The 25732-nt window shown below is 69.5% G+C and carries 14 protein-coding genes and 1 pseudogene; 7 read left to right on the top strand and 8 right to left on the bottom strand.

Annotation, left to right across the window (positions count from 1 at the left end; translation table 11 throughout):
* Nucleotides 1–25: 25 nt before the first annotated feature.
* Nucleotides 26–4555, bottom strand: a complete 4530-nt coding sequence (locus BM310_RS19160; RefSeq protein ID WP_089810838.1) for a glycoside hydrolase family 15 protein — start codon at nt 4553–4555, stop codon at nt 26–28.
* A 209-nt stretch (nt 4556–4764) separates the two neighbouring features.
* Between BM310_RS19160 and malA the strand changes: the two are divergent.
* From malA to BM310_RS19145, 3 genes and pseudogenes are all read left to right on the top strand, one after another.
* Nucleotides 4765–6751: pseudogene (gene malA / locus BM310_RS19155) on the top strand (alpha-amylase MalA).
* Nucleotides 6752–6789: 38 nt separating this feature from the next.
* Nucleotides 6790–9207 (top strand): glucosylglycerol hydrolase, encoded by a 2418-nt coding sequence (gghA, locus tag BM310_RS19150; RefSeq protein ID WP_089810835.1) that lies wholly within the window; start codon nt 6790–6792, stop codon nt 9205–9207.
* 261 nt (nt 9208–9468) lie between these two features.
* Complete coding sequence (locus BM310_RS19145) at nt 9469–9717, top strand: hypothetical protein (protein WP_089810832.1); 249 nt, start codon at nt 9469–9471, stop codon at nt 9715–9717.
* Here the strand turns inward: BM310_RS19145 and BM310_RS19140 are convergent, their stop codons facing one another.
* From BM310_RS19140 to BM310_RS19120, 5 genes are all read right to left on the bottom strand, one after another.
* A complete protein-coding gene (locus BM310_RS19140; RefSeq protein WP_089810830.1) occupies nt 9718–11919 on the bottom strand; it encodes a DUF7846 domain-containing protein in 2202 nt (733 codons plus the stop codon).
* 6 nt (nt 11920–11925) lie between these two features.
* The gene (locus tag BM310_RS19135; protein ID WP_089810828.1) at nt 11926–13089 is read right to left on the bottom strand and encodes an ABC transporter ATP-binding protein; all 1164 of its coding nucleotides are present in this window, start codon (nt 13087–13089) and stop codon (nt 11926–11928) included.
* Nucleotides 13079–14686: an ABC transporter permease gene (locus BM310_RS19130; protein ID WP_089810826.1), complete on the bottom strand. Its 1608-nt coding sequence runs from the start codon at nt 14684–14686 to the stop codon at nt 13079–13081. The genes BM310_RS19135 and BM310_RS19130 overlap by 11 nt, the downstream gene beginning before the upstream one ends.
* Before the next feature lie 15 nt (nt 14687–14701).
* On the bottom strand, nt 14702–15904 hold the full coding sequence (locus tag BM310_RS19125; protein WP_089810824.1) for an extracellular solute-binding protein: 1203 nt from the start codon (nt 15902–15904) through the stop codon (nt 14702–14704).
* 76 nt (nt 15905–15980) lie between these two features.
* Nucleotides 15981–17150 (bottom strand): alpha-1 4-glucan-protein synthase, encoded by a 1170-nt coding sequence (locus BM310_RS19120; protein ID WP_089810822.1) that lies wholly within the window; start codon nt 17148–17150, stop codon nt 15981–15983.
* A 102-nt stretch (nt 17151–17252) separates the two neighbouring features.
* Between BM310_RS19120 and BM310_RS19115 the strand changes: the two genes are divergently transcribed.
* Entirely contained in the window at nt 17253–17744 is a 492-nt protein-coding gene (locus BM310_RS19115; RefSeq protein WP_089810820.1) for an HPP family protein, read from the top strand.
* Here BM310_RS19115 and BM310_RS19110 read toward each other — a convergent pair.
* Nucleotides 17705–20083 (bottom strand): DEAD/DEAH box helicase, encoded by a 2379-nt coding sequence (locus tag BM310_RS19110; RefSeq protein WP_089810818.1) that lies wholly within the window; start codon nt 20081–20083, stop codon nt 17705–17707. The two genes, BM310_RS19115 and BM310_RS19110, sit on opposite strands and share 40 nt — an antisense overlap.
* Before the next feature lie 99 nt (nt 20084–20182).
* On the opposite strand from BM310_RS19110, the gene BM310_RS19105 reads away from it, so the two are divergent.
* From BM310_RS19105 to BM310_RS19095, 3 genes are all read left to right on the top strand, one after another.
* Nucleotides 20183–20611 (top strand): DCC1-like thiol-disulfide oxidoreductase family protein, encoded by a 429-nt coding sequence (locus tag BM310_RS19105; RefSeq protein ID WP_089810816.1) that lies wholly within the window; start codon nt 20183–20185, stop codon nt 20609–20611.
* The gene (locus BM310_RS19100) at nt 20612–21115 is read left to right on the top strand and encodes a GIY-YIG nuclease family protein (RefSeq protein WP_089810814.1); all 504 of its coding nucleotides are present in this window, start codon (nt 20612–20614) and stop codon (nt 21113–21115) included.
* A gap of 266 nt (nt 21116–21381) precedes the next feature.
* Nucleotides 21382–22497 carry a pyridoxal phosphate-dependent aminotransferase gene (locus BM310_RS19095; protein ID WP_089810812.1) on the top strand — a complete coding sequence of 372 codons (1116 nt, stop codon included), beginning with the start codon at nt 21382–21384 and terminating at the stop codon, nt 22495–22497.
* A 49-nt stretch (nt 22498–22546) separates the two neighbouring features.
* On the opposite strand, the gene BM310_RS19090 is transcribed toward BM310_RS19095, so the two are convergent.
* Nucleotides 22547–25681, bottom strand: coding sequence for an FAD-binding and (Fe-S)-binding domain-containing protein (locus BM310_RS19090; protein ID WP_089810810.1), 3135 nt, complete (start codon nt 25679–25681; stop codon nt 22547–22549).
* Nucleotides 25682–25732 lie beyond the last annotated feature (51 nt).

The following is a 25732-nucleotide window of genomic DNA, read 5'->3' as shown; positions in this document are numbered from 1 at the left end:
CCGCGACGGCGGTCCGGTGGCGGGGTTACAGCGTGAACCGGGTGACTCTCGTCCCCGCGGCGGTCAGGTCCGCGTCCGTCGCAGCCGCGACGGTGACCTGATTCTCGCCGTGTTCTATCCGGAGGGAGGCCTCGAACGACCCGTCCTCGGGTTCGACCAGCGCCGTCTCGCTCGGCGTCTTCACCGCGACGACGGCGGCGTTCGTCCGCCCGGAGACGACGAGGTTGTCGCCCATGAAGCGGGTGCTCACCTGCAGTTTCGGCGATTCGGGACGGTCGGTCTCGATGTAGCGGCGACGGACGAACTCGGGCGTCTCGACGGGTTCGCCCGCCTCGACGCCGTGCGCGAGACGGACGAACTGCGCCATCGACCACGCGAGTGGCGTCGCGGCGCCGGTCCCCTCGCCGAACTCCCAGTTGTAGTCCGTGCTGTGCTCGCGGTCCCACACCTGTTCGGCCAGCATCCGCCCGGAGTTGGCGAACCCGGCCATCGTCTGCAGGAGGTTCTCCGGTTGCAGGGCGTCCTCCTCGGTGTCGTTCAGCAGTTCGAACTCGCCGCGTTCACCGGTGAAGATGGGCCACAGCCGACCCTTCCCCTTCGACTCGATGGACCACGGTGCACCCTCCTCGTCGCGTTCGCGTTCGCCGTAGCCGTCGCCGTTGTAGCGGTAGAACGCCGGGCCGTACGGCGTGTCGACGCGGATGGTGTTGTCCATCTCCGTGACGGAGTTCTGCATCACCTCGTCGCTCGGGGGCTTGATTCCGAGTCTGACGAGTTCGAGGAACCCGCCGTCGATGATTTCGCGTTCGTCGAGCGTCGGTCCGTTGTTCGCCAGCGTGCGCAGGTGGCCCGCGTCCGGGTCGCCGTCGCGGGTGACGCGCACGTAGTAGGGCGTCTCGTCGTGCCGTTCGGTGCCCGTCCGGGTCGCCGTCCACGACTCGACGCTGTCGGTCCAGTCGTCGGCGAGTGCCAACCAGATGAGGGCGTCCGCGTCGTGCCCCTCGTCGATGGCGATGGCGGCGGCGGAGGCCAACCCCGCGATTTCGGCGGCGATGGACGAGGGCGAGTAGCCCGCCTCCTCCTCCCAGCGCTCCTGGGCCGTCGGCGGCCCGTTCCGCGCCACGTAGTCCGCCGAGCGCTTGACGTTCACGTAGTCGTAGCCCACGTCGTCGAAGTCGACGCCGCGCTGTGAGAGCGTGTACGCCATCACGGCGGGGAACGAGATGTTGTCCATCTGCTCGCCGCCCCAGCGGGTGCGACCGTTGAGGTAGGTGTTCTGCGGGATGAAGCCGCGCTTGTCCTGCTGGTACTCGTAGATGTACTCCAGCGCGTCGATGGCCGTCTCCACGTCGCCGACGGCGTCGAACACGGTGAACACCTGATACAGGTCGCGCGACCAGACGAAGTTGTAGCCGTACCCCTTCGGCTCCTCTGAGGTGACCGCCTCGCCCCACGGCACCGACGGCGAGGCGATGCCCGCGCCGAGGAACGTCTTGTCCTCGACGGCGCGCAGCGACATCAGACAGGCGCGGTACTGGTTCGCCAGCGTCTCGTCGTCCTGTACCGACGTCGGCAGTTCCTTGTCCGCGAGGAAGTTCGCCCACGAGTCGGCGTAGCCCGTGCGCACCGTCTCGTACCCGCGGGTCAGCGCGCCAGCGGCCTCGCCGAGGGCGGCCGCGGTGTCGGCGTGTTCGGCGAACCCGAGCGCCAGCGTCTCCTTCAGTCGCGCGCCGCTGCCGATGCGTCCGACGAGGACGACGTTCTCGTTGTCGACTCGCTCCTGCGCGTTCGGCAGTTCGCCCTCGGAGAACAGCCCCGCGAGGTGGTCGGAGCCGGCGACGCCCACCGTCGCCCAGTCGAACCGCCCGGCGGCGGTCATGGCGACGGCGACGCTGTACTCCTCGCCGTTCTCGTCGATGAGGAGCGGTCGTACCTCGCCCTCCTGGTCGTACGCGCCGGCGTCGCGGGCGACGAGGTGGTAGCTCCCCATCTGCCCGAGGCGCAGGCCGCGGTCCTTGTCGCCCGTGTTCACGAGGGCGGTGTCGGCCATGGCGAACACGTCGTACTCGTGACCGTCCTCCGCCTCGAACGACACGTCGGCGAGCAACGCGTCGTGTTCGGGGTCCGTCGCGTACTCGACGGTGAGCGTCCACTCGTGGCCGCGTCCGTCGCCGGACTCGGTGATGACGTGTCGGAACAGGAGGGAGTCGTCCTCGACCATCTCCGCGCGGCGTTCGATGGTGTCGGCGGCGTCGTCGCGGCGCGTCTCGTTGTGCGTCCGCGCCGTGTACGTCGACTCGGGGTCGGCGTCCACCACCAGCATGTCGAGCGTCCGGAGGTTCATCAGGTCCACTCGGGGGAACCGTACCTCGGTCAGAGAGCCCTCGGTGAGCGTGAACCAGACCCGCGAGGCGTCCTCCTCGGTGTGGTCGGCGACGGTGCCGACGCCGTACTTCTCGCCGGTGGTCCACCGGGGGCGACTCTCCGGACCGGAGGGCGCGGGCTTCGGCGCGGGGAGGGCGTCGTACTCGGCGAGGAGGGCGGTGGCGTGCAGGCGCATCGCGTGCGACCAGCCGAGGGGGGCCGCGCTGTCAGCGCCGCCGTCGTCGAACACCTGCTCGGTCAGGTAGCCGCCCGCGGTGGTGAACGGCCCGTCGGGTCGGAGCAGGTCGTACAGTTTGGTCGCCTCTTCGAGGAACAGGTCGGCCTCCTTCGGCCGGCCGTAGTCGTCGAGGAGGACGGCCAGCGTCGCGGCGGCGTTCGCGCCCCACGCCGTCGAGAGCGACCATATCTTCGGCTCGTCCTGTTCGGCCACGCGCCACCAGTCGTCCTCGAAGCGGACGAGGCCCGCCACCGCGTCCGTCTCGCGGTAGAGGTCCGTCAGCGCCGTCTCCATGTGCGACTCTAACTGGTCGAGCACCGTCTCAGAGAGGCTCTCCAGCCGGTCGTACGCGGCGAAGGCGTCCACGAGCGAGAACGTGGCGGAGTCGAGCCGGGAGTCCAGCGAGTCCCCCTGCAACCGGAGGCCGTACACCTCGTACTCGTCGTCCCACAGTCGGTCGATGCCCTCGAACACCACCGACGCCTGTTCGGCGGCGTGGTCGGCGAGCGAGTCGGTTACGGGCGCTTGCGCGACGGTGGCGTACGCCTGCAGGAACGTCGCGGCGGTGTGGGTGAACCGTCCGACCATGTTCTCCCACGCGTTCTGGCACGTCTCGGGGAGGCCGTCGTCCTCGAGGCTCCCGTCGAGACAGTCGACGCCGCGTTCGATGCTGTCCCGAATCTCGCCGACGAGTTCGGGGTCCATCTGGTCCCGGCGTTCGAGGACGTTCGCGAGGAAGGTGACGACGCTGGCCGTCTGGTCGGCCTGGTACTCGGGCTTCTTCGAGTTCTCGACGCGCGAGTGCGCCCACCCGGGCGCGAGCGACCCGTCGACGGCCCACGCGCGGTGCGGCCACGACCCGTCGGCCAACTGCGTGTCACAGAAGAACTCCGCGCTCGTCGCCAGCCGGTCCGTGAGTTCGAGGTCCAACCGGTCGTCGGCGGCGAGGAGGTACCGCGACACCTCCGCCTCGTCGCGGAACCACGTGTAGCCGTAGCCGCCGGAGTGGGCGTAGAACGGGTCGAACTCGGGTCCGGCGATGTGCGCTCCCGTCGGTGCGGTCAGGAGCGACAGCGCACGCAGGTCCGACCGGACGAGGTCCTCGCGGGGGACGTGGTCGGGGACGTACACCTCGGCGCGTTCGCGCGCCGCCGCCCGGATGCTGTCGGCGGAGGCGTGTTCGAGCGCGCAGTGCGTGAGGTCGGAGAGCGCCTCCTCGCGGGAGAGCACTTCGTGGTCGGACAACTGGGTGACGAGCGTCGTCCGCGCGGCGCGGCCGTCGGGTTCCAGCGGTGCGGAGACGACGATGTCGCCGCTCAGGTGCGTGTCCTCGTAGCGGTCCAGCACCGCCTCGCGGGGGAACTCGAACACCTCGTCGGAGAGCATCTCGTCGAACCGTTCGGGAATCTGCCCGCGCACGTCGTCCAGTCCCGTCGAGGCGGTGACGTAGTCGTGTTCGTCCCGGTGGAACACCTCGACGGCCTGCGTCCCGTTCGGCCCGCCTCCCTCGTGGATGAGGCGGCCGACGCGCGTCTCGCGGCCCTCGGGAGCGAACGTCAGGAACGCCGTCAGGTGCGCGTCCGTCGGAATCGCCCCGCGGAGTTCGACGTGCGTGACGTGCGCCCGGCCGAGCGTGAGGTCGTACTGGTGGACGGTGTACTCGCCGGCGTCGTACTCCGTCTCGACGAGGCTCGTCTCTCGGTAGTAGTGCTGTCGAACCGTGTCGAGCGTGTCGAACCACCGCATCTCGCCGTTCGCTTCGATGGCGAACCGTGACCGGTCGACGCCGTACAGTCCGGAGAGTGCAGACGAGTAGTCGCGGAGAGATCCGGTCGGTCCGACGTAGACCAACCGGTCGCCGTGGCCAGAGAACGCGCCGTCCCGAGTCGGAAACTCCTCGGGGAAGCGCCCGTTGTCGCGCTTGTATTCGTTCAGCGCGGTCCGTAGTCTCATATATCAACGGGGTGCGCCCGCGGAGCATAAGTATTGACTGGGTTTGTCTAGATAAATATACATTTGTGCTGTAGTAAATATCCGGACGACCGTGATATACGACCGAAGATGATGGAGAAAACGGGGCGACGGCCGTTCGAGCGAGGGCAAAGGCAAAGTTCCGAGGGGTGCTTTCTCCCACCATGCATCATCCCGGCCCACCGAGATTCATGGCTGTCGGCGAGACAGTACAACTCGCACCCAGAGACCCCGACCCCGACGCGTCGTACAGTTGGCATCTGAAGAGCGCCCCCGTGGGGAGCCAACTCGAACTGCCCGGAGACGACAGCGTCGTCTCCTTCTCGCCCGACGCGTCCGGAACGTACGTCCTCGAACTCGACTCGCCCGAGGACACCCACCGGCTCACGGTCCGCGTCTTCTCCGGCGAACTCGCCCCCGTCGGCGCCGGCACGGGCGCCAGCGGGATGAGCGGGATGAGCGGGTTCCAGAGCGGGTCCGCCCGCCCCGTCCAGCAGAGCGGTGGCGTCTCCGGTTCGGGTTCCGGCGCCGGGTCGGGCGGGAGCAAGGAGGGCGGTCGGCCGCGCGTGCAGCTTCAGGGCACCGTCGAGGACGACACCCTCGTCGTCCGCGCGGACCCGCAACCGCACCCCGACAGCGACACCGACCGCGACGACATCGTCGTCGAGTTCCTCGTCGACGACCGGGACGACGTGTCCCAGTCGGCCGTCGAAGTCGACGGCTGGGAACTCCGCATCCCGCTCTCGGCCGTCGGTGACCGCGTGCGCGTCCACGGCGTCGCCATCGCCGACGCCTACAGCGTCCCCGACACGGTGGAGTTCACGCGCGAACCGACGACCGACGGTGGCATCGATGAGTGAGGGTCGCGAAGTAGAGACGGCCTCCGACGACGCCGAGCGAACCGGCTTCGGCGTCTCTCGTCCGAACGACCCGCCGGAGTGGTCGAAGGACGTGACGCTGTACGAGATTTACGTCCGCGGGTTCACCGACGACGACGAGCACGAGTCCGTGTTCGAGGCGTTCGAGGAACGCCTCGACTACCTCGCGGACCTCGGCGTGGACTGCCTGTGGCTGACGCCCGTCCTGGAGAACGACCACGCGCCGCACGGCTACAACATCACCGACTTCTACAGCATCGCCGAGGACCTGGGCTCCCGCGAGGACTACGAGTCGTTCGTCGACGCCGCCCACGACCACGGCATGAAGGTGCTGTTCGACCTCGTGTTGAACCACTCGGCGCGGGCGCACCCGTTCTTCCAGGACGCCTACGAGAACCCCGACTCGGAGTACTACGACTGGTACGAGTGGCAGGAGAACGGGGAACCGGGCACGTACTTCGACTGGGAGTACATCGCGAACTTCAACTACGAGAACCTGAAGGTCCGCCGCCACCTGCTGGACGCCGTCGACATGTGGGCGGACCTCGTGGACGGCTTCCGCTGCGACATGGCGTGGGCGGTCCCGAACACGTTCTGGCAGGAGCTCCACGACCGGGTGAAGGCGAAAGACCCCGAGTTCCTCCTCCTCGACGAGACCATCCCGTACATCGCGGACTTCCACAACGGGATGTTCGACATGCACTTCGACACGACGCTCTACTTCACGATGCGGCAGGTGGGCGACGGCAACCAGCCCGCGGAGGCCATCCTCGACGCCGTGGACCAACGCGCCGAGGTGGGCTTCCCGCCGCACGCGTCGTTCATGCTCTACATCGAGAACCACGACGAGACGCGCTACATCGTCGAGTGCGGCGACGACGCCGCGATGGCCGCCGCCGGCGCGTTGTTCACGCTGCCGGGCGTCCCGATGCTGTACGGCGGGCAGGAACTCGGCCAACGGGGCCGCCGCGACGCCATCGCGTGGGACCACGCCCGCGAGGAGATTCGCGACCACTACCAGCAACTCATCGACGTGCGCAACGAGACGCCGGCGCTCGGCTTCGACGGCACCTACCACCGCGTCGACTACGAGTCCGACACCGACCGCGCCGTCGCCTTCCTGCGCGAACTCGACGGCGACGCCTACGTCTGCATCCTCAACTTCGGCGAGGAGCCCGCGACGGTGACGCTCTCGGACTACAGCGTCGATTCGACCGACCTCGTCACCGGGGAGGAGACGGCCACCGCCGAGGGTCTCGAAGTCGACCACGTCGCTGTCCTCCCCGCGAACGCGAACTGACTCTCACCGCTCTTCGAACCGACTCACACCGCTCTTAGATGACATCCGACGCCGACCCCCGACTCCTCGACGAACCGACCGACGAACTCCTCGACTGGCACCGCGGCGTCGTCGCCGACCACGACGACCCCTTCGAGGCGGCGAAACGACTCACCGACCGTCTGGGCGCCCACCTCGACGACGAGGGGCGCGCCGAAGTCGGCTTCTGGACGCCCGAACTCGCCGAGGCCGGCGTCCCGGCCGACGAGGTCTACCTCGAAGTGCTCACGCCCCCGGCGGACGTCGACCCCGCGACGACGGACGCCCGCGAGGTGACGTTCCGCCGCGAACGCGTCCCACTGCGCCGCGAGGGCGAGTACCACTGGGGCGTCGTCGCGGGCGTGCGAGCCGGTACCCGCGACCGCCTCGGGTCGCTGTACCACCTGACGTACCGCCGCGAGGGCGAGTGGCACGTCGTCACCGACCCCGTGGCCCACTCCGTCCCGTTCGGCGCGTTCGGCCCCGCGGAACTGTACGACCTCGAACGGTTGGACGAGACGCGCGCCGACAGGGAGTACTTCGAGTCGCTCGGCACCGACGACGAACGCGTCCCGACGACCGAACACGACGGTCTGCCGCGCGTCGACCCCGCGGTGAGCATGCTTGAGATTCACCCCGGCACCGCGACCGAGTCGGGGTCGCTCGCCGGACTCGCGGAGGTGTACGAGGAGATAGCCCGCAAACAGCGCGCGGGCGAACCGCTCGACTTGTGGGAGCGCAACTTCGCCGGCTACGACGCCATCCAGGTGATGCCGGTCGAACCGCTCACGGAGAACGAGGAGACGCAGGCGTACTGGACGGTGGTCGAAGAGTCCGACGACGAACTCACCGCCGCCGTCGCCCGCCCGAACATGCTGAACTGGGGGTACGACATCGTCGTCAGCGCGTTCTCCGCGCCGAACCCGGCCATCCTCGAGTCGGGCCGGCCGGACGAACTCGTGGACTTCATCGCGGCGTGCCACGACCTGCCGCGACCCATCCGCGTCGTCTTCGACGTGGCCCTCGGCCACGCGGACGACCGGGGGGCGGAACTACTCTCGGACCGCTACGTCCTCGGCCCGGGGATGTACGGCAAGCACCTCGACTACACCGAACCGACCGCCCGCGCCGTCTTTCTGGAGATGCAGAAGCGGAAGATGGACTTCGGCGCGGACGGCATCCGGGTGGACGGCGCGCAGGACTTCACCTCCTACGACGAGGAGACGGGCGAGATGTACCACGACGACGACTTCCTCGCGGAGATGGACGCCGTCACGCAGGAAGTCGCCGGCACCGAGTACCGCCCGTGGATGATATACGAGGACGGCCGGCCGTGGCCGCGCGAGGACTGGGAACTCGCCTCCTCCTACCGCGCCCTCATCGAGCAACACCCCCACTCGTTCCAGTGGTCGCCAATCACGTTCGCGCACAACACGCCCGCCCTCCTCACCTTCTGGGCGACGAAGTGGTGGCGCGTCCGCGAAGTCGGCGAGTTCGGCGGCAACTGGCTGACGGGCGTCGCCAACCACGACACCGTCCGCCGCGGGACGCAGATAGACCCGACGGTGGAGTTCAACCAGTCGCCGGTGAACCCCTACCTCGGCGACGACTACCCGGAGACGCTGGACGCGGCGTACGACAACCCCGCCACGGCGATGCTGTTCCACTGCTTCCTGCCGGGCGTGCCGATGGACTTCGTCCACGCCAACATGCGCGCGCCGTGGGGGTTCGTCCGCGACACCGACCCCGAGTGGAACGTGAAAGTCGTCGCCGACGAGTCGAACTTCCTGTTCTGGCAGGTGCGCGACGAGCAGTTCGCCGACCCCGCGCACTTCCGCCGCGTGAAGGACCTCGGCTTCGACTCCGTCGAGGAACTGCACTCGTTCATGGACGCCCTCGCGGGCACCGTCGACGCGACGGACTACGAACTCGACGTGATGGCCGCCATGCTGTCGGCGATGGACCAACCCCTCGGCGACGACCTGTCCGCCGCGGACCTCGAAGCCTACGCCGACGCGTGGATGCGCGACGTGTACGACTTCGCCAACCTCACGCACTGGCACGACGATCAGTCCGACGCGCGGACGGCGGCCCGACTGGCGACGCGGGAGTTCCGCCACGACCGACCGTGGCTTCGCGACGACCTGATGGACGAGGACTACTTCACCTACCGACACCCGACGGACGGCACCGTCCTCTACTACGGGTTCAGGGAGTCGCCAGCGCACGACGAGCAACTCCTGTTCGCCGCGAACATGGAGGGCGTCCCCGTCGAGGTGTCGCCGGCGTCGCTCGCGGCCGACGCCGCGGACGACGAGAACGCGCCCGACATCCCGACGGAGGGCTGGGAACCGGCCCTGACGGCGCCGAACGTCGCCGAGGACACCGCCGTCGAACTCGACAACGCCGACGCCATCGTGTGGCGGCGAGCGCCGTGAGACGGCGGCGATAGCGCCCGGTGCGTCCGTTTCGGCGCGCAGCGGACGCGTCCGTTTCGACGTACAGCCGACGAGTCTGTTTCGACCTGCGGCCGGACGCTCGCTCTCGACGACTCCGACCACCCCGCGCGGACGGTTCTGGACGGGGCCGGAGCTTTCGGGTCGTTCTCCGCAATCACGCCGTACTCGCCTGCCGAGACGACGCGCCGGTGGAGACGCGACCCGCAAACCCTGAATACCCGCGGTCCAAACGACGGACTAGTGACAGAGACGTACGTCTGCCCGCACTGCGGTGCGACCCAGGAGCGACCGTATCGGGTCAAACTCATCATCGTGACGTGTCCGGAGTGCGACGAGAACGGGCGGCACGTCCACGCGTCGTACGTGGACCTGTTGGACGACGTTCCCGAAGCCGACAGGCCGGAGGAGTGGGAGCGGATGCCCCTCGACGAGCGATTGCTCGACGCGGTGAAGCGCGGTCTGCTCGACGTCGACGTCGGCCTCTACTGACTACGCGCTCCGGTTCGCCGCCGTCGCGGCCGTCTCCACGGTGACGCCGGACACGTACGACCCGTCGGACCCGACCCACGTCCCCTCGTTCCCGCACTCCGTCGTCAGCCGACAGATGCGCGTCTCCGGCGGCCAGACGACCCGAATCCGGTCGTCCCCCGCGTCGACCGTCGCCTCCTGCCGGTACGTCACGCTCGCGCCCCCCTGCCCGACGAACGTCGCCACGAGGTCCACCTCCGACGCGCCGTCCGGGAGGGGGACCGCCGCCCCGTCGGACCCCGAGGCGAACGCGAGGTTCGTCGCGCGGGCGCCGTCGGGCGTGACGCGCCACCGCACGGTCACCGTCTCGTTCTCGCGCGCCGACGCCGGCACGCGGTACCGCGCGTACCCCTCCGTCGTCTCGACGCGGACGCTGACGCTCTCGGCGTTCGCGGGCGCGCCAACCGTCGTCGTCGCGTCCACCGACGCCCCCGAGAGGACGCGTAGCCGCTGAATCTCGGGGGTCACCGGCCGGAACGCGGCGGTCCAGTCCCCGCGGTAGGTGAAGCGGTACGGCGTCCGGTTCGTCGCCGTCAGGACCGCCATATCCCGCTCGGGCGACCCGTCGGTGGCGTAGACGACGTCGCCGTCGAACCCGGGGTCGGACCGGAGATACTGGAACGGGTGGGCCTGCCAGTCGCCGTACGTGTCGGGCGTGAACACGAGGGCGTCCTCGAACGCGGTGCCGTCGGGCGCGTCCGCCGCCCGTTCGACGAACGGGTCGTACGTCGCGTCGAGGCTCTCGGTTCGCTGCCGGTTCTCCGCGAACGGGCGGTCGAGGGCGTCCCGTTCGGCGGTGACGACGACGGGCGCGGCGACGAGGAGGAGGACGGCGACGGCGACGCGGGCGCGGCGTCGCGTGGTCCGGTCGGCAAGCCGGTCGCGGACCGCACGCACGATGCCGACGGCGCCGGCGGCGGCGAAGACGCTCACCGGGAGCAGGGCGTCGAAGTGGTAGAACGGCCCCAGGAGGTCGATGAGGCCGTTTCGGAGGCCGTTGTGCGTGCCCCAGAAGTACGTCTCGCCGAGGAAGACGGCCGGGAAGACGCCGGCGACGACGGCGGCGACTTCGCCGTCGGTCATCCCCGACAGCGAGGGTCGATACCGCGAGAGCGACGCGCGCCGCCGCCACGCCGCGACGCCGAGGCCGACGGCCGCGAGGACGCTCCCCACGACGCCGGCGGGCGTCCACTCGGTGAGGAAGTACTCGAGGACGAACGCCGACGTCTCGACGGCCAGCGCGACGGTGTAGTCGCGTTCGTAGCCCAGTATCTCGTGCGGGCCGAAGCCGATGCCGTCGTTCGGCGCGAACGCGGCGTACGGGAAGAGGAGCGGGTCGCCCGTCACGACGGCGTTGTACGCGAGGGCGACGCCGACGCCGAGTGCGCCCGGAACCGCGACGGCGACGGCGCGACCGAGGACCCGTCGGAACGCGGGGTCGACGGCGTCCTCGCCCGCGCGGACCCCGGTCCAGAGGACGGCCAGCGTGTGCCCGATGAACGGCAGGGCGAACAGCACCGCGGTGAACGGGCGCGCGAAGAACGCCAGCCCGATCGCGACCCCCGAGGCGACGGCCCACCGATAGTCGTCGGTGCGGGCGGCGCGGACGTACGCGACGGCGAACGCGAGGTTCAGCGCCGTCGCCGGCGCGTACGAGAGGAACGTCGCCGACGTGAGCAGGAACAGCGGTGAGGCGGCGAGGGCGACGACGGCGACCAGTCCGACGCGACGGTCGAACGCCGCCGCCGCGAGGTAGTAGACGCCCGCGGCGTTGCCGGCGGCGACGAGTCCGAGCGCGTAGTTCCAGTCGCCCAGCAGCCGTCCGACGGCGAACATCGCCGGCGCGACGGGAGAGTACTTGCCGTACATCGCCGTCTCGCCGCCAACCTCGCTGACGACGAAGAACCACGGCCGGACGGCGTCGGTCGGAATCGCGCCGGGTCGGAGGAACAGTCTCCCTTCGAGCAGCATCGCCGCCTGATACAGGTAGACGCCCTCGTCGTCGTTGACCGAGTGGTACGGGAACAGGTCTACCGCGAGGAACAGCACGAGGCCCCCGACGGCGGCGACGAGGAGGACGGCGGCGGCGCGTTCGGGGCGGCGGCGGAGGGCGTCGCGCAGACGAGCTGAGAGCGACCGAGAGTGACGCGAGAGCCGAGACACGGTGCGTCAGTCGCCGTAGCGGGAGTCGTCTTCGGGTCGCTGCTCCCGCGGGAACCACGCCAACTCGTGTCCGGCCTCTATCTCCACGACGACGGGCCCGTCGTCGGGCACGTTCTCGTCGTGGTTGTGCATGCACTGGACGCGTTCGCCCGTCTCCAGTTCCACCTCGTAGAGGAACGTCGGGCCGAGGTAGCGCCGGGCGGTGACGCGGCCGGACGGCTCCTCGTCGGCGCCGCAGGCGCGCGCGGACACGTCGTCCGGGCGGACGAGCACGTCGATGCGCGTGTGGTCGTACTCGGGAGCGAGCCCGTGAATCTGCTCGCGCGGGACGCGCCCGAGGTCAGTCTCGACGGAGTTGCCGGAGACGTAGCCGGGGATGAAACTCGCGTAGCCGAGGAAGCCGGCGACGAAGCGCGACTCGGGGTGCTGGAAGACGACTTCGGGGTCGCCCACCTGTTCGAGGTTGCCGTCGTTCATCACGGCGACCCGGTCGGAGATGGAGAGCGCCTCCTCCTGGTCGTGGGTGACCGAGATGGCGGTCACGCCCGCCTCCTTCAGGATGTCGCGCACCTCCTCGCGCATCTGCACGCGCAGGTCCACGTCGAGGTTCGAGAACGGTTCGTCGAGCAGGAGGATGTCGGGTTCGGGGGCGAGCGACCGCGCGAGGGCGACGCGCTGTTGCTGCCCGCCCGAGAGTTCGTCGGGGTAGCTGTCGCCCTGTCCGGGCAGGTCCACGAGGTCCAACAACTCGTCCACGCGGCGGTCCGTCTCCGCTTCCGAGTAGTCCACGAGTCCGAACGCGATGTTCTCGCGGGCGGTGAGGTGCGGGAACAGCGCGAACTCCTGGAAGACGACGCCGACGCCGCGTTCCTCGGGCGGCACGAAGTCGTCGCCCGAGACGGTCCGGCCGTTCAGTCGGACGGCGCCGGCGTCGGGTCGTTCGAGGCCCGCGAGGAGTCGGAGCGTGGTCGTCTTCCCGCAGCCCGAGGGGCCGAGGAGCGTGAGAATCTCGCCCTCACGGACCGACAGCGACAGGTCGTGGATGACTTCCTCCGTGCCGTACGACTTCTGGAGGCCGTCCAGTTCGAGGACGACGTCGGACTCGCCGTCGTCGTCCGACTGCCGGTTCGGTGCGTCTGTGGGTTGGGTCGTTGTGGTGCTATTTGACATCGTATCCCTCCTGCGTGATGATGACGAGCATCGACAGCCCGGAGACGAAGAGGAGGACGAGTGCGGGTATCGCCGCCTGTCCGAAGTACCCCGATCCGTACGCTGCCCAGATATGAGTCACGAGCGTTTTAAACTCCGGCGGTCGCAGCAACAGTGTCGCCGGCAGTTCCTTCATCGTCGTGAGGAACACCAGCGCCGCGCCGCCGAACAGGCCGGGAGCGACGAGGGGGAGCGTGACGTGGCGGAACGCGCCGACGGAGGTTCGCCCGAGCGTCCGCGCCGCCTCGGGGAGCGAGGGGTCCACCCGCAGGAACGAGGCGCGGAGCGACCCCACCGCCTGCGGCAGGAAGCGGATGACGTAGGCGAACACGAGCAGGTACAGCGACTGGTAGATGGGCGCGCCGACGGAGCTTCCGAAGTAGACCAGCGCGAGGCCGAGGACGACGCCGGGGACGGCGTAGCCGACGTACGTCGCGCGCTCGAAGTACGACGACAGCCGGTCGCCGTGTCGCGCCGAGAGGTACGCGACGGGAACCCCGGCCACGACGGCGACGAGGGCGGCGGCCGTCGAGACGGAGACGGAGTTGAGGGCGTACTGCCACCGGAACGCGAGCGACTGGTTGACCGAGGCCGACGAGGTGCCGAGCCACGTCACGAGGATGGCGAGGGGGACGACCAGCGCGAGTCCCGCGACGGCCGCGCAGAACGCCATCGCGGGGAGCTTCCACTTGCCGAGCGGAACCACGTCGCGGGACCGGCCCCCGGCGGAGGTGCGTTCGTCGCCGCGAATCCGCGACTCCAGCCAGAGGATGACGAACGTCACGCCGACGAGTTGCAACGAGAGCAGCGTCGCCATGTCCTGCCCGAACGCGCCGAACTCGACGAAGATGACGCGCGTGAACACGTCGTAGCGCATGATGGAGGGCGTCCCGAAGTCCGAGAGGACGTACAGCCCGGCCAGCAACGCGCCGGCGGCGACGGCGGGGCGAATCTGCGGCACCGTCACGCGCTTGAACGCCTCCCAGCGCCCGTGTTCGAGCGTCCGCGCGGCGTCGATGAGCGTCGTGTCCATCGACTTCAGCGACGCCCGGGCCGTGATGTAGACGTACGGGTAGGTGTAGAGCGTCAGCACCAGCACGGTGCCCTCCAGCCCGTATATCTCGGGGAGTCGCTCGACGCCGAACGGCGCGAGGAACCGCTGGAAGCCCCCCCGGGGGCTGAACGCCGAGACGAACGCGAACGCGCCGATGTAACTCGGGATGACCAGCGGTAACGAGACGGCGACGGTCCAGAAGCGCCGGAACGGCAGATCCGTGCGGACGGTCAGGTAGGCCAGCGGCACCCCGAGCAGGACGCACGCCGCCGTCGAGAGCGTCACGAGGACGGTGCTGTTGACGAAGACGGTGAGCGTCGTCGGGCGCGTGAGCAGCGACACCGCCTGCGTGAAGCCGACGTCGAGGCTGGTCTTCACCAGCCACAGAAGCGGGAGGACGACGGCGGCGGCGACGGCACCGCTGGCGACGGTCAGACCGAGGGGTGCGTCGGTCTGCTCGTCGGGGTCGCCGCCTTCGGTGGTGGTCCGCTGCTCGGTTGCCATTGGGTGTCGGCGTCCTCAGAGGATACCGGTCTCACGCAGGAGCCGGATAGTCCCCTCGAGGTCCGCCAGTTGGGTGAGGTCTAACCCCTCCGGCGGGTTCAACTCGTCGATACTCGGCAGGCGGCCGATGGGCTCGACTTCGGGCACGAGAGGGTACTCGAACGTCGTTCGCGCGAAGTAGTCCTGCGCCTCCGCCGAAAGGAGGTGGCGGACGAAGTTCGACGCCAGCGAGGCGTCTTCGGCGGTGTCCATCACGCACGCCCCGGCGACGTTGAAGATGGCGCCGGCGTCGCCCTCCGTGAACGCGGTCCTGAGCGGTGCGCCCAGCCCGCGCCGCGCCAGCACGCGCTGGATGTAGTAGTGGTTCGTGAACCCGGCCGAAATCTCGCCGTCGGCGACGGCGCGAGCGACCTGGAACTCGTCGGCGTACTGGCTGACGCCGAGTTCCTGAACGCCGTTCAGCCACTGTCGGGTCGCCTCCTCGCCCTCGAGGATGCGCATCGCCGTGACGAACGCCTGGAACGACGAGTAGGTGGGCGCCCAGCCGAGTTCGTCCTGGAAGCGCGACTGGTCGGGGAACGACATGATGCCGTCCGGGATGTCCGACTCCGAGAACGTGTTCGTGTTGTACGGTATCGACCGGGCGCGGCCGGAGGTGCCGACCCACATGCCGTCGGGGTCGTAGAAGTTCTGCGGGACGAACTCCAGCACCTCCTGCGGGAGCGCTTGCGTCCGGTCGCGCTGTTTCAGCGCGCCCAGCGACCCGGCGTTGACCGAGTAGAACACGTCCGCGGGACTGTTCTGCCCCTCCGTGACTATCTGGTTGACGAGTTCGGCGGCGGAGTTGTAGAGGGGCCGGACGGTGAAGTCCGGATAGAGGTCCTCGATGTAGCCGATGAGTTCGCCGACGAGTGCCTCCCCGCGGCCGGAGTACAGCGTGAGTTCGCCCTCGAGGTCGGGCATCTCCTGCATCGAGACGGCGTCGGAGAGGTCGCGGCCGCCGAACGGCGACCGGCCGGAGCCGATCTGTTCGGGGGCCGACCCGGCCGCCGTTCCGGTGCCGGTGCCCGCCGCTTCGGTGGCGGTGCCCGTCCCCGTCTCCGTTCCGCTACCTGTCAGTCCGTTACAACCCGCAACACCGGTGATACCCACGGCCGCGGCGGCTTCGAGGAATCGTCGCCGACTCCGGCCGCGAGGCTCACCGTCCTGTTCGTCCATAGTGTTTTAGGCCAACCTAATCCGCTTATAACTTCCGGTTTGTCTATCGAGCGACGGTCGGTGTCGAGGCAGTCGCTCAGTCGTCCGCGGCGACGGAGACGGCCTCCGCCTCGGCACCCGCCTCGATGTCGTCCAGACAGGCCAACCAGTCGCGCCAGTACTCCCCGCAGTGGTTCAGGAACGCGCCGTTGTTCCAGTCGGCGAAGTCGCCGTCGGCGAGGGCGTCGGCCATCGTCTCGGCCGCCTCCGTCCACGTCGTCGCGTCCGCGCCGGCGTCGTCGACGACTTCCCAGACGTGTTCGTTCAGTTCGAGTCCGGGCACCTCGTTGTTCAGGTCGTCGAACGTCGGCCGCGGGGCCTTGTTGTGTTCGCAGAGGGGGTAACCCGTCAGCACCTCGCCGTCGAGGAGGTCCGCCGCGCGCTTGAGGAAGACGCCCGACCAGATGTCGTCGAACCGGCCCACGTCCCACTCGTTGTCGTCCATCGGCAGTTGGTAGAACGCCGGAATCACCTCCCGTTCGAAGGCGAGGTTCATCGAACAGACGGTGAGATATTGGCCGACGTCGGCGACGAAGTCGCCGGTGAAGTCGGACTTCTCCGTCCGCGTCTGCGCCTGCCCCTCCAGGTCGCCGTCCATGAGGATGCGGACGGCGTCGAGGTCCGGCACGTTCGTCCACAGGCCCTGCGAGGCGACGACGTTCTCCACCGGTCGGGTCTGCGTCTCCACCGACTCGTCCATCGCGGAGTAGGGGTATCCGCGGGGGTACAGACCGTGCTTCTCGGCGTTCTGGTAGAGCACGTTCACCCAGCGTTCGTCCGAGCGCACCGACTCCAGTTCGCCCTCGTAGTCGAGGTTGTCGAGGTGGCGGCCGAAGAAGTCCCACTCGTCGTGCGGCAGGGTGTCGTCGTCGATGAACACGCCGCGCTCGAAGCGGGGGTTCGCCCACATGTAGAGGAGGCCGAAACTCGTCTGCGCGTGCGACGCCGCCGGAATCAGGTGCGTGTACGACTCCAGTCCGCGTCGCTCGAACCACTCCTCGCGCGCCGACCCGTCGTACACCGCGCCCGCGACGCCCTCGTCTTCGAGCATCGCCTCCATCGCCTCGGTGTCGCAGAAGTCCTCGGTCACGAGGAGGACGAACAGTCTGTCGAGGTCGAAACCGTGCTCGCGGGCGTTCTCGAAGTACGCTCGCATGCACTCGTACTCCCGAATCGTCGGAACGACGACGCAGATGTCCTGACTCATTACTCCCCTCTGTTTAGGCCAGCCTAAAATGTCTGTCGTTCCCCGCCGGTCGCCTCGCTCGAAGCCGTCGCGTTCATACCCTCCCGCCGGCGAACGTCGTGCGTGTCGCGTCCACTCACCGTCGGCGTCCGGGCCTCGCTGCTTCTGACCGCGGCGGGAGCGACGGCGTGGGTGACGGGCGTCCCCGCGCTGTTCCCCAGTCTCGGTCCGTCGGCGTTCGTCCTCGCGTTCCGGGACCGCGGCCCGACGCCGCGGGCGGTGCTCGGCGGTCACGCCGTCGGCGTCGTCTGCGGCCTCCTCTCGTACGCCGCCGTCTCGACGCTGTTCGCCGTCCCGGCGACGCCGCTGGACTTCGGGACGCCGTGGCTGGTCCTCAGCGGTATCGCCGCCGTGGGGCTGACGAGTTCGGGGATGCTCGCCGTCGACGCCGTCCACCCGCCCGCGTGCGCGACGACGCTCATCGTCGCCCTCGGGTTGATGTCCGCGCTGTGGGAGGCGGCGCTGGTGCTCCCGGCGGTGGGGTCGCTGCTGGTCGTCGACGCCGCACTCGCCCGCTACCTGCCCGTCCGCCCGGTCAACGCGGCCAGCAGGTAGACCGCCTCGTCCTTCGACAGCGGGTCGTTCGCGTTGCCGCACTGCGGCGACTGGACGCACGCCGGACAGCCGTCCTCGCAGTCGCAGTCCCGAATCAGCCCGTGCGTCCGGCGCAGGAGCGTCTCCACCTCGCCGTACCCGCTCTCGGTCAGTCCGACGCCGCCGGGGTAGCCGTCGTACACGAAGACGGTCGACTGGTCGGTGTGCGGGTGGTGCGGCGTCGACAGGCCGCCGACGTCGCCCCGGTCGCAGAGAAATGAGAGGGGGAACAGCGAAATCATCCCGTGTTCGGCGGCGTGGATGCCGCCGTTGAAGCCGTAGTCGCCGCCCGAGAGGTCGTACTGGCCCAGTCCGTCCCCGCGTTCGGCGTCGCCGATGGCGCGCATCCGCCGTTCGACGTCCTCGGGGACGGTGTAGTAGAGCGCCTTCGTCCGGAGCGTCGTCTCCGGCAGGTCCAGCGACTCGCGGCCGATGGCCTCGCCGCGCTTCGGGTCGCGGCGCTCGAACCCGGTGATTCGCTTGCGCATCGTCACCTCGGCGAACCTGACCTCGGTGTCGGGCCGGGCCGACAGCGGTTTCGACCGCAGGTCCGCCTCGACGGTTATCTCCTTCTCGTGCAGGACGCGCGTGTAGTAGTCCGCCCACGTCGGCTGGAGGACGGCCGTGTCGCGGTTCAGGTCGAGTTCCGTCACCTCGTAGGACTGGCCCTGATGGTGGTATATCGCGCCGGGGTGGGCGTCCCGCAGGGCGTCGCCGAACGACAGCGACGCGACGACGTCGTTCGACCGGCCGTCCAGCAGGTCCACCTCCCGGCTCTCGATGGTGCGCAGGCTCATCTCGTGTTGCGGGCTGCCGCCGCCCGAGTGGGTCCACCGGACGCCCCGTGCGGTGTCGCGGCGTTCGAGTCGGCCGGCCGCCTCGAGGTCCGACACCACCTCTGGCGTCGTCTCCCCGAAGTGCCTGTCGTCGTCGGGCTTCAGCCAATTCTCGGCGGCGGCGCTGGCGACGTGGTCCGGGAGCAGTTCCTCGTTCACGGGGTTGCAGACGGCGCGCTCGGGGTCCCCCTCCCAGAACTCCTCGGGGTGACGCAGCAGGTACTGGTCGAGTTGGTCCTCGCCGCCGACGAGGACGACGAGGGCGTCGTCGTCGCCGCGGCCCGCGCGCCCCGCCTGCTGGAACGTCGACATCCGCGTGCCGGGGTAGCCGTCCATCACGACGGCGTCCAGTCCGCCCACGTCCACGCCGAGTTCGAGCGCGTTCGTGGACCAGACGCCGGTGACGCTGCCGTCGTGGAGGCCGCTCTCTATCTCCCGCCGCCGCTCGTGTTTCAGCGCGGCCTGATAGGCGGCGACGCCCGCGGCCGCCTCGCTCCGACCGCGCTCTCGGAGTTCCTCGGCGCTCTCGGTGGCGTAGCGCTCGGCGGCCTGTCTGGCGCGCGTGAACGCCAGCGTCTGGTGGCCTCGCGAGAGCAGGTCCACGAACAGTCGCTTCGTCTCGACGTGGCTCGACCGGCGACGACCGCTCCCGCCCCGGTCGCCCTCGTACTCGGGCGGGTTCCACAGCATCCAGTGGGTCGCGCCCGTTCCGCTGGCGTCCTCGTCCACGAGGCGGAACGACGACTCGGACTTCCCGGTGATGCGCGCGGCGTGTTCGACGGGGTTGCCGATGGTCGCCGAGCAGCAGACGTACTGCGGGTCCGACCCGAAGCGCTCGCAGACGCGGTTCAGGCGGCGGAGCGTGAGGGCGACGTGACTGCCGAACACGCCGCGGTAGCCGTGCACCTCGTCTATCACCACCGTCTCCAGCGAGGAGAAGAACCACTCCCAGAGGCGGTGCGCGTGCGGCAGGAGGGCGTAGTGCAGCATGTCGGGGTTCGAGAGGAGGACCGTCGGGCGCCGGTCGCGCACGTCCCGTTTCTCGCTCTTCGAGAGCCGACCCGTGTACTGCGCGACGGAGACGCGACTGCCGAAGCCGAGGCCGCGGGCGAGGTCCGACAGCGTCTCCTCCTGGTCGGCGACGAGGGCGTTCTGCGGACCGAGGTAGAGGGTGCGTCCGCCGTGGTCCATCGCTCGCTCGAACGCCGGCACCGTGTAGGCGAGGCTCTTTCCGCTGGCCGTCCGCGTGGCGAGGACGACGCTGTCGCCGTCGCGGACGGCGTCGATGGCCTCGGCCTGGTGGCGGTAGAGTCGGTCGATGCCGCGGTCCGCGAGCGCGGATTCGAGGCGCGATTCGAGCGTCACGTCCGCGAACTCGGGGTCGCGCGCCGGGACCCGCCGGTGGTCGCGTATCTGTCCCTCGTAGTACGGCCGGTCCCGAAGCCACGCGACGAGTTCGTCCACGTCGGTGCTCCGGCCGACGCCGACCTGACCGTTTCGGTCGTGACACCAGTTCGCACGCGCTCCAGCACCGTTTTGCCGTCGCGGTCCTAACCTCCGCTCATGCCCGAGTACGACGCGGTTCTCGTGTACGACGGTGAGTGCCCGTACTGTTCTATCGCGGCGAGAGCCCTCCGGGAATTGGACACCGTGGGCGCCATCTCGTGGTACGACGACGCCGCGCAGGCGTTTCTCGAACGCCAGTTCGGCGAGACGCCGTTCGCCATGTTCCTCGTGGACCGCCGCGAGCGACGCGTCTACGCGGGGCGGTCCGCCGCCGAGGAACTCGCGGACCGGGCCGGCACGCCCGGCATCGTCAGTTCGCTCGTCCGCGACAACTACGAGCGAATCGCCAAGGCGGTCGGCCTCGCCAGCGGACGCGGCCGCGACCCGGCCGACTACCACGACGTGTATCCGCTGGACGACGCCGCCGGCGACCTGTTCGACGAACTCGTCGACGCCGCGGCCGAACGGCCCGAAGCCCTCTCGTAGATGGTCGTCGTCGTCGACCCGGCGGCCGTCGCCGCCGGCGCGGACGAACTCGAAATCGGCGCGGGCGACGCGCCGCCGGGCACCTACGCGCTCCTGTTCGAGACGCCCGCGGCGACGGAGATTTCCGTCGGGTCGCTCGGGTCCGTCGCCTTCCCGGCGGGGGCCTACGCCTACGTCGGAAGCGCCTTCGGGTCGAACGGCCTCGGACGCGTCGCCCGACACTGCCGCGTCGCCGCCGGCGACCACGACGTGCGCCACTGGCACGTCGACTACCTCGGCGGACACGCCGACGTGGAACTCGTCGGTATCGTCGCCGCGCCTCGCCGAGACGTCGAGTGCGCCGTCGCGACCGAACTCGGACCGGAGTCGTCGCCGGTTCGCGGGTTCGGCGCGTCGGACTGCGACTGCCACGCGCATCTCGTCCGTCGGGCGGATAGACAGACGCTCCGCTCTGCGGTGGTGAACTGTTTCGAAGGGAAAGAACTGGGGGAGGACCCCCAGTGACCGCGCCGGTCCGGGCAGGCCAGCGCGGATAACTGCCGGTTGTCAGAGGCACCCCGGCGAGACTACGTAGTGTTCATACTGACTTATAATCACCTGTCGAGTTCTCACCCACGCCTCGGTACTAGCTTAAATCTCTTGCGTTGATTTAAATACTACTCCGAGAGCAGCAACGCTTCGGGCGACACGTTCGCGGCGTCGACGTCCGCGGGAGTGACCGCAGTTCCCGTACCCAAACGGCTTACTCGCCCCATCGTCAACCCCGAGCCATGTTTCCGCCGCTTCCCTATCTGGAGTGGATATCCGGCCGGGTCGACGCCGCCGAGTACGACCTCGGGTCGAGCGACCTCCGAACCGACCTGAACGAGTCCGCCATCGTCCCCGACCGACTGGCCGGCCTCCCGGACCCCCCGGACGACGTGACGCTCCGGTCGCAACTCGCCGACGAGTACGACGTCGACCCCACGAACGTCCTCGTCACGGCGGGGGCGACGCACGCGAACTTCCTCGCCGAGTCGGCCGCCCTCGCCGTCGCCACGGACGGCGACGACACCCAACCGCAGACGCTGGTCGAGAAACCCGGCTACCAACCGCTGGTGGCCACGCCCGGCGCCCTCGGCGCCCGCGTCGACCGCTACCTCCGCCCGGAGAGCGAAGGCTACGCCCTCTCGCCGCGCCGCGTCACCGCCGCCGCGCGGGAGGACTTCGCCCTCGCCGTCGCGTCGAACCGGCACAACCCGTCGGGCCGCCTGACCACCCGCGAGTCGCTCTCGGCGACGGCGGAGGCGTGCCGGGAGGCCGGGGGCTACCTCCTCGTGGACGAGGTGTACGCGCCGTTCGTCGCCGACAGCAGGGGGGATACCGCCTTCGGCGGCGTCACCGGTGCCGGCCTCCCGCACACCGTCGTCACCGGGTCGTTGACCAAGTTCTACGGACTCGGCGGCCTCAGAATCGGGTGGCTCGTCGGGCCCGACGAGGTGTTGGACGCCGCGCGCGACGCGGCGTTCCACGTCCCGACGGTCGCCGAACCCAGTCGCGCCCTCGCCCGCCGGGCCCTCCACAACCGCGAGGAACTGTCGGCGTCTGCCCGCGAACACCTCCGGGCGAACCACGAACTCCTCGCGGCGTTCGTCGCCGACCACGAGGTGCTCTCCGGGACGGTCCATCCGGACAGCACGTTCGCCTTCCTCTCGCACGAGGCCGTCTCGGGCGACGAACTCGTCGCGGCGGCGTGGGAGGAGGGCGTCCTGGTCGTCCCCGGTCGGTTCTTCGACGACGACGACGGCTTCCGCGTCGCCCTCGGCCGCGACCCCGACCACGTCGCGGCGGCCCTCGACGTCCTCGGCGACGTGGTCGAGTCGGTGTCCGCCCGCGCCGAGGCGTGAGGGCGAACCGGAGCGACGAGAGCGGTCGCGGTCGGTCTCGACCGTTCGCTCAGGCGATGGCGTCGGCGAGCATCTCGACGGGGTGCGGCGGTTCGCCCTCCGTCTCGCCCTCTCTCTCTGCGAGTTGCGACCGGCAGGACGCGCCGGGGGCGACCACCGTGTCGCCGCCGGCGGCGTCCACCTGGTCGTAGAGGTTCTGGGCGATGGCCTTCGACATCGAGTAGTGTTCGGCCTCGTAGCCGAACGACCCCGCCATCCCGCAGCACGTGGAGTCGAGTGGCTCGACGCGGTAGCCCGCCCGGCGCAGGACGCCGACGGCGTGGTGGTCCTTCTTCGTGGACTTCTGGTGGCAGTGGCCGTGGTACGTCAGCGACAGCGACGGTCCGCCGGTCTCCACCACGTCGCGTTCGAGCAGTCGGAACGTGTCGAAGTACTCCATCACGCCGTACGTGTTCGCCGCCACCGTCTCCACGTCCTCGCCGGACAGGAGGTCCAGGTAGTCGTGCTGGAACATCACCGCGTCGGACGGTTCGACGACGACCACGTCCCAGTCCTCGGCGGCGAGAGGGGCGAGCGCTTCGACGTTCTGGGCCGCCTGTTCGCGGGCGCGGTCGACGAACCCCTTCGAGTGCGGCGGTCGGCCCGACCCGGTGACGCCGTCGGGGATGCGCACGTGGACGCCCGCGGCTTCGAGGGCGCGGACGGCGGCCTTCCCCGCCTCGGGGTGGTTGTAGTTCGTGTACGTGTCGGGGAACAGCAGCACCTTCGACTCCGCCTGCGCCTCCGGGATGCCCGCCCGGCCGCGCGACTCGAACCAGTCGACGAACGACTCGCGGTGGAACTCGGGTAACTCCCGGTCGGCGGCGATGCCCAGCGTCTTCTCCATGGCGAGGCGCGCGCCGGGCACCTTCGAGGCGAGGTTCGAGAGCGGGGCGAACGCGCTCCCGAGTTTCGACAGCGAGTCGATGTTGGCGAACAGCCTGTCGCGGAGGCTCGACCCGTTCCGCTGGTGGTACTCGTGGGTCACCTCCGCCTTCATCTTCGCCATGTCGACCCCGCTGGGACAGTCCTTCAGACAGCCCTTACAGCCGATACAGAGGTCCATCACCTCCTCGACGAACTCGTCTTCGAACTGCGCTTCGGGCTCCAGGTCGCCGCTCATCGCCTGCCGGAGCATGTTCGACCGCCCGCGCGTCGAGAGCATCTCCTCCTCCTCGGCGCGGAACGTCGGGCACATCACGCCGCCCGTCGTCTCCTGCGGGCCGCGACAGCCCGCACAGCCGTGACAGAGTTCGACCATCCCCTGGAAGCCGTTCTCGTTCTCCCAGTTCAGCGCGGGGTCGAACCCGGCGTCGAAGTCGTAGTCGGGCGAGAACCGCAGGTGCTCGGTCATGTCGTGCGCCGTCGCCCCGCCGGCGTCCTCGGGGCGTTCCTCGTCGTCCTGATAGCCGCAGACGTTCCCCGGGTTCAGGAGCCAGTCGGGGTCGAACGCCGTCTTCAGGTCGCGGAACGTCGCCCACAGGTCGTCGCCGTACAGCTTTCGGTTCCACTGGGTTCGGGCGCGGCCGTCGCCGTGTTCGCCCGAGACGCTACCGCCGTACTTCACCACGAGGTCCGTCGCTCGGTCGGCGATGGCCTCGTACGTCTCCAACCCCTCCACCGTCTTCGTGTTCACCAGCGGGCGGATGTGCAGGACGCCCGGGCCGGCGTGAGCGTAGTAGGAGGCGAACGTGCCCTCGTCCTCCAGGATGTCCTGGAAGTCCGCGACGAACTCCGGGAGGTTCGCCGCCGGGATGGCCGTGTCCTCGATGTAGGCGATGTGCTTGTCGTCGGTCGTCCGCGAGAGGAGGATGGGCAGCCCGGACTTGCGCATCTTCCAGAACTTCGCGCGCGTGTCGGCGTCGTACGCCTCCATCGCGGCGACGGCGGTGTGCGGTTTCTCCGTCGTCGCCGACGCCCCGTCCGTGGGGTCGGCCTCGCTGTCGCCGCCCGGGACGCGGTCGGCGATGAGGTCGGCCACCTGCTGGCGGCCGTGGTCGGCGTCGTCGGCGTAGAACTCCACGAGGAGGACCGAGTCCGTTCCGTCGGGGAGCATCCCGACCACCTCCTCGAACTCCGGCGTCTGCCGGGCCAAGTCGAGCAACACGTCGTCCATCACCTCGACCGCGGCCGGGCCGTGTTCGAGGATGGGCTCCACGTCCTCCATCGCGTCCAGCACGTCGTCGTACGTGAGGAGGGCGACGGCGGCCGTGTTCGGGACGGGTTCCAGCGACACCGTCGCCTCGGTGACGATGCCGAGCGTCCCCTCCGACCCGGCGAGGAGTCGCGCGAGGTTCACCGTCCCCGGTTCGCTGTCGGGGTCGACGCCCGAGTCGTCGGGCAGGCGGCGTTCGCCGCGCATCTCGTCCACCAGCATGTCGAGGTTGTAGCCCGAGACGTTGCGCTTCAGGTCGGGGTAGCGCTCGGCTATCTCGTCGGCCTCCTCGTCGAGGACGCGCGCGACTTCGGCGTAGATTCGCTCCTCCAGCGACCCCTCGGGGTCGCCCGTCTCACGGAGCGTCTCAACCGCTATCTCGCCGAACGTCGCCACCGATCCGTCGGCGAGGACGACTTCGACCGACTCGAGGTAGTAGTCGGTCTTGCCGTACTTCAGCGAGTGCGCGCCGGTGGAGTTGTTGCCGATGGCGCCGCCGAGCGCCGACTTGTCGCCCCACGCCGGGTCGGGCGCGAACTTCAGCCCGTGCGGTTCGAGTTCGGCGTTCAGGTCGCCCAGTCGGACGCCCGCCTGCGCCGTCGCCGTCTCGGCCTCCGGGTCCACGTCGCGGAGGCCGTCCATGTGCTTCATCAGGTCGAGTACGACGGCCTCGTTGACCGCCTGTCCGGCGAGACTCGTCCCGCCGCCGCGGGGGAGGACCGGAATCTCTCGCTCCGCGCAGTACTCCATCACCGCGACGACGTCGTCCGTCGACTCCGGCATGACGACGCCGAGCGGCGTCTGTTCGTACGCCGAGGCGTCCGTCGCGTACAGTTGACGCGAGTACGTGTCGAACCGCACGTCGCCGTCGACGAGCGATTCGAGGTCCGAGACCAGTGCCGGACGCGCCACGTCGTCGCTGGCGTAGTCGTAGTTCGCGTCGCCGTCGACGGCGGGGTCGGCGGTGTGTTCACGAGAGTTCGATGCCATGTGTGAGTTGTCCTCTAAGTCGAGTGGTGTGAGTCAAATAAAGACACCCGT

This window comes from Halogeometricum rufum (assembly GCF_900112175.1).
Classification (GTDB): Archaea; Halobacteriota; Halobacteria; order Halobacteriales; family Haloferacaceae; genus Halogeometricum; species Halogeometricum rufum.
This window is presented reverse-complemented; position numbering and strand designations above follow the sequence as displayed.

Bases quoted from the DNA above. Each gene is read 5' to 3' on its own strand.
- BM310_RS19160 (WP_089810838.1), bottom strand. From the start codon at position 4,555: ATGAGACTACGGACCGCGCTGAACGAATACAAGCGCGACAACGGGCGC.
- gghA (WP_089810835.1), top strand. From the start codon at position 6,790: ATGACATCCGACGCCGACCCCCGACTCCTCGACGAACCGACCGACGAA.
- BM310_RS19135 (WP_089810828.1), bottom strand. From the start codon at position 13,089: ATGTCAAATAGCACCACAACGACCCAACCCACAGACGCACCGAACCGG.
- BM310_RS19130 (WP_089810826.1), bottom strand. From the start codon at position 14,686: ATGGCAACCGAGCAGCGGACCACCACCGAAGGCGGCGACCCCGACGAG.
- BM310_RS19125 (WP_089810824.1), bottom strand. From the start codon at position 15,904: ATGGACGAACAGGACGGTGAGCCTCGCGGCCGGAGTCGGCGACGATTC.
- BM310_RS19120 (WP_089810822.1), bottom strand. From the start codon at position 17,150: ATGAGTCAGGACATCTGCGTCGTCGTTCCGACGATTCGGGAGTACGAG.
- BM310_RS19105 (WP_089810816.1), top strand. From the start codon at position 20,183: ATGCCCGAGTACGACGCGGTTCTCGTGTACGACGGTGAGTGCCCGTAC.
- BM310_RS19100 (WP_089810814.1), top strand. From the start codon at position 20,612: ATGGTCGTCGTCGTCGACCCGGCGGCCGTCGCCGCCGGCGCGGACGAA.
- BM310_RS19095 (WP_089810812.1), top strand. From the start codon at position 21,382: ATGTTTCCGCCGCTTCCCTATCTGGAGTGGATATCCGGCCGGGTCGAC.
- BM310_RS19090 (WP_089810810.1), bottom strand. From the start codon at position 25,681: ATGGCATCGAACTCTCGTGAACACACCGCCGACCCCGCCGTCGACGGC.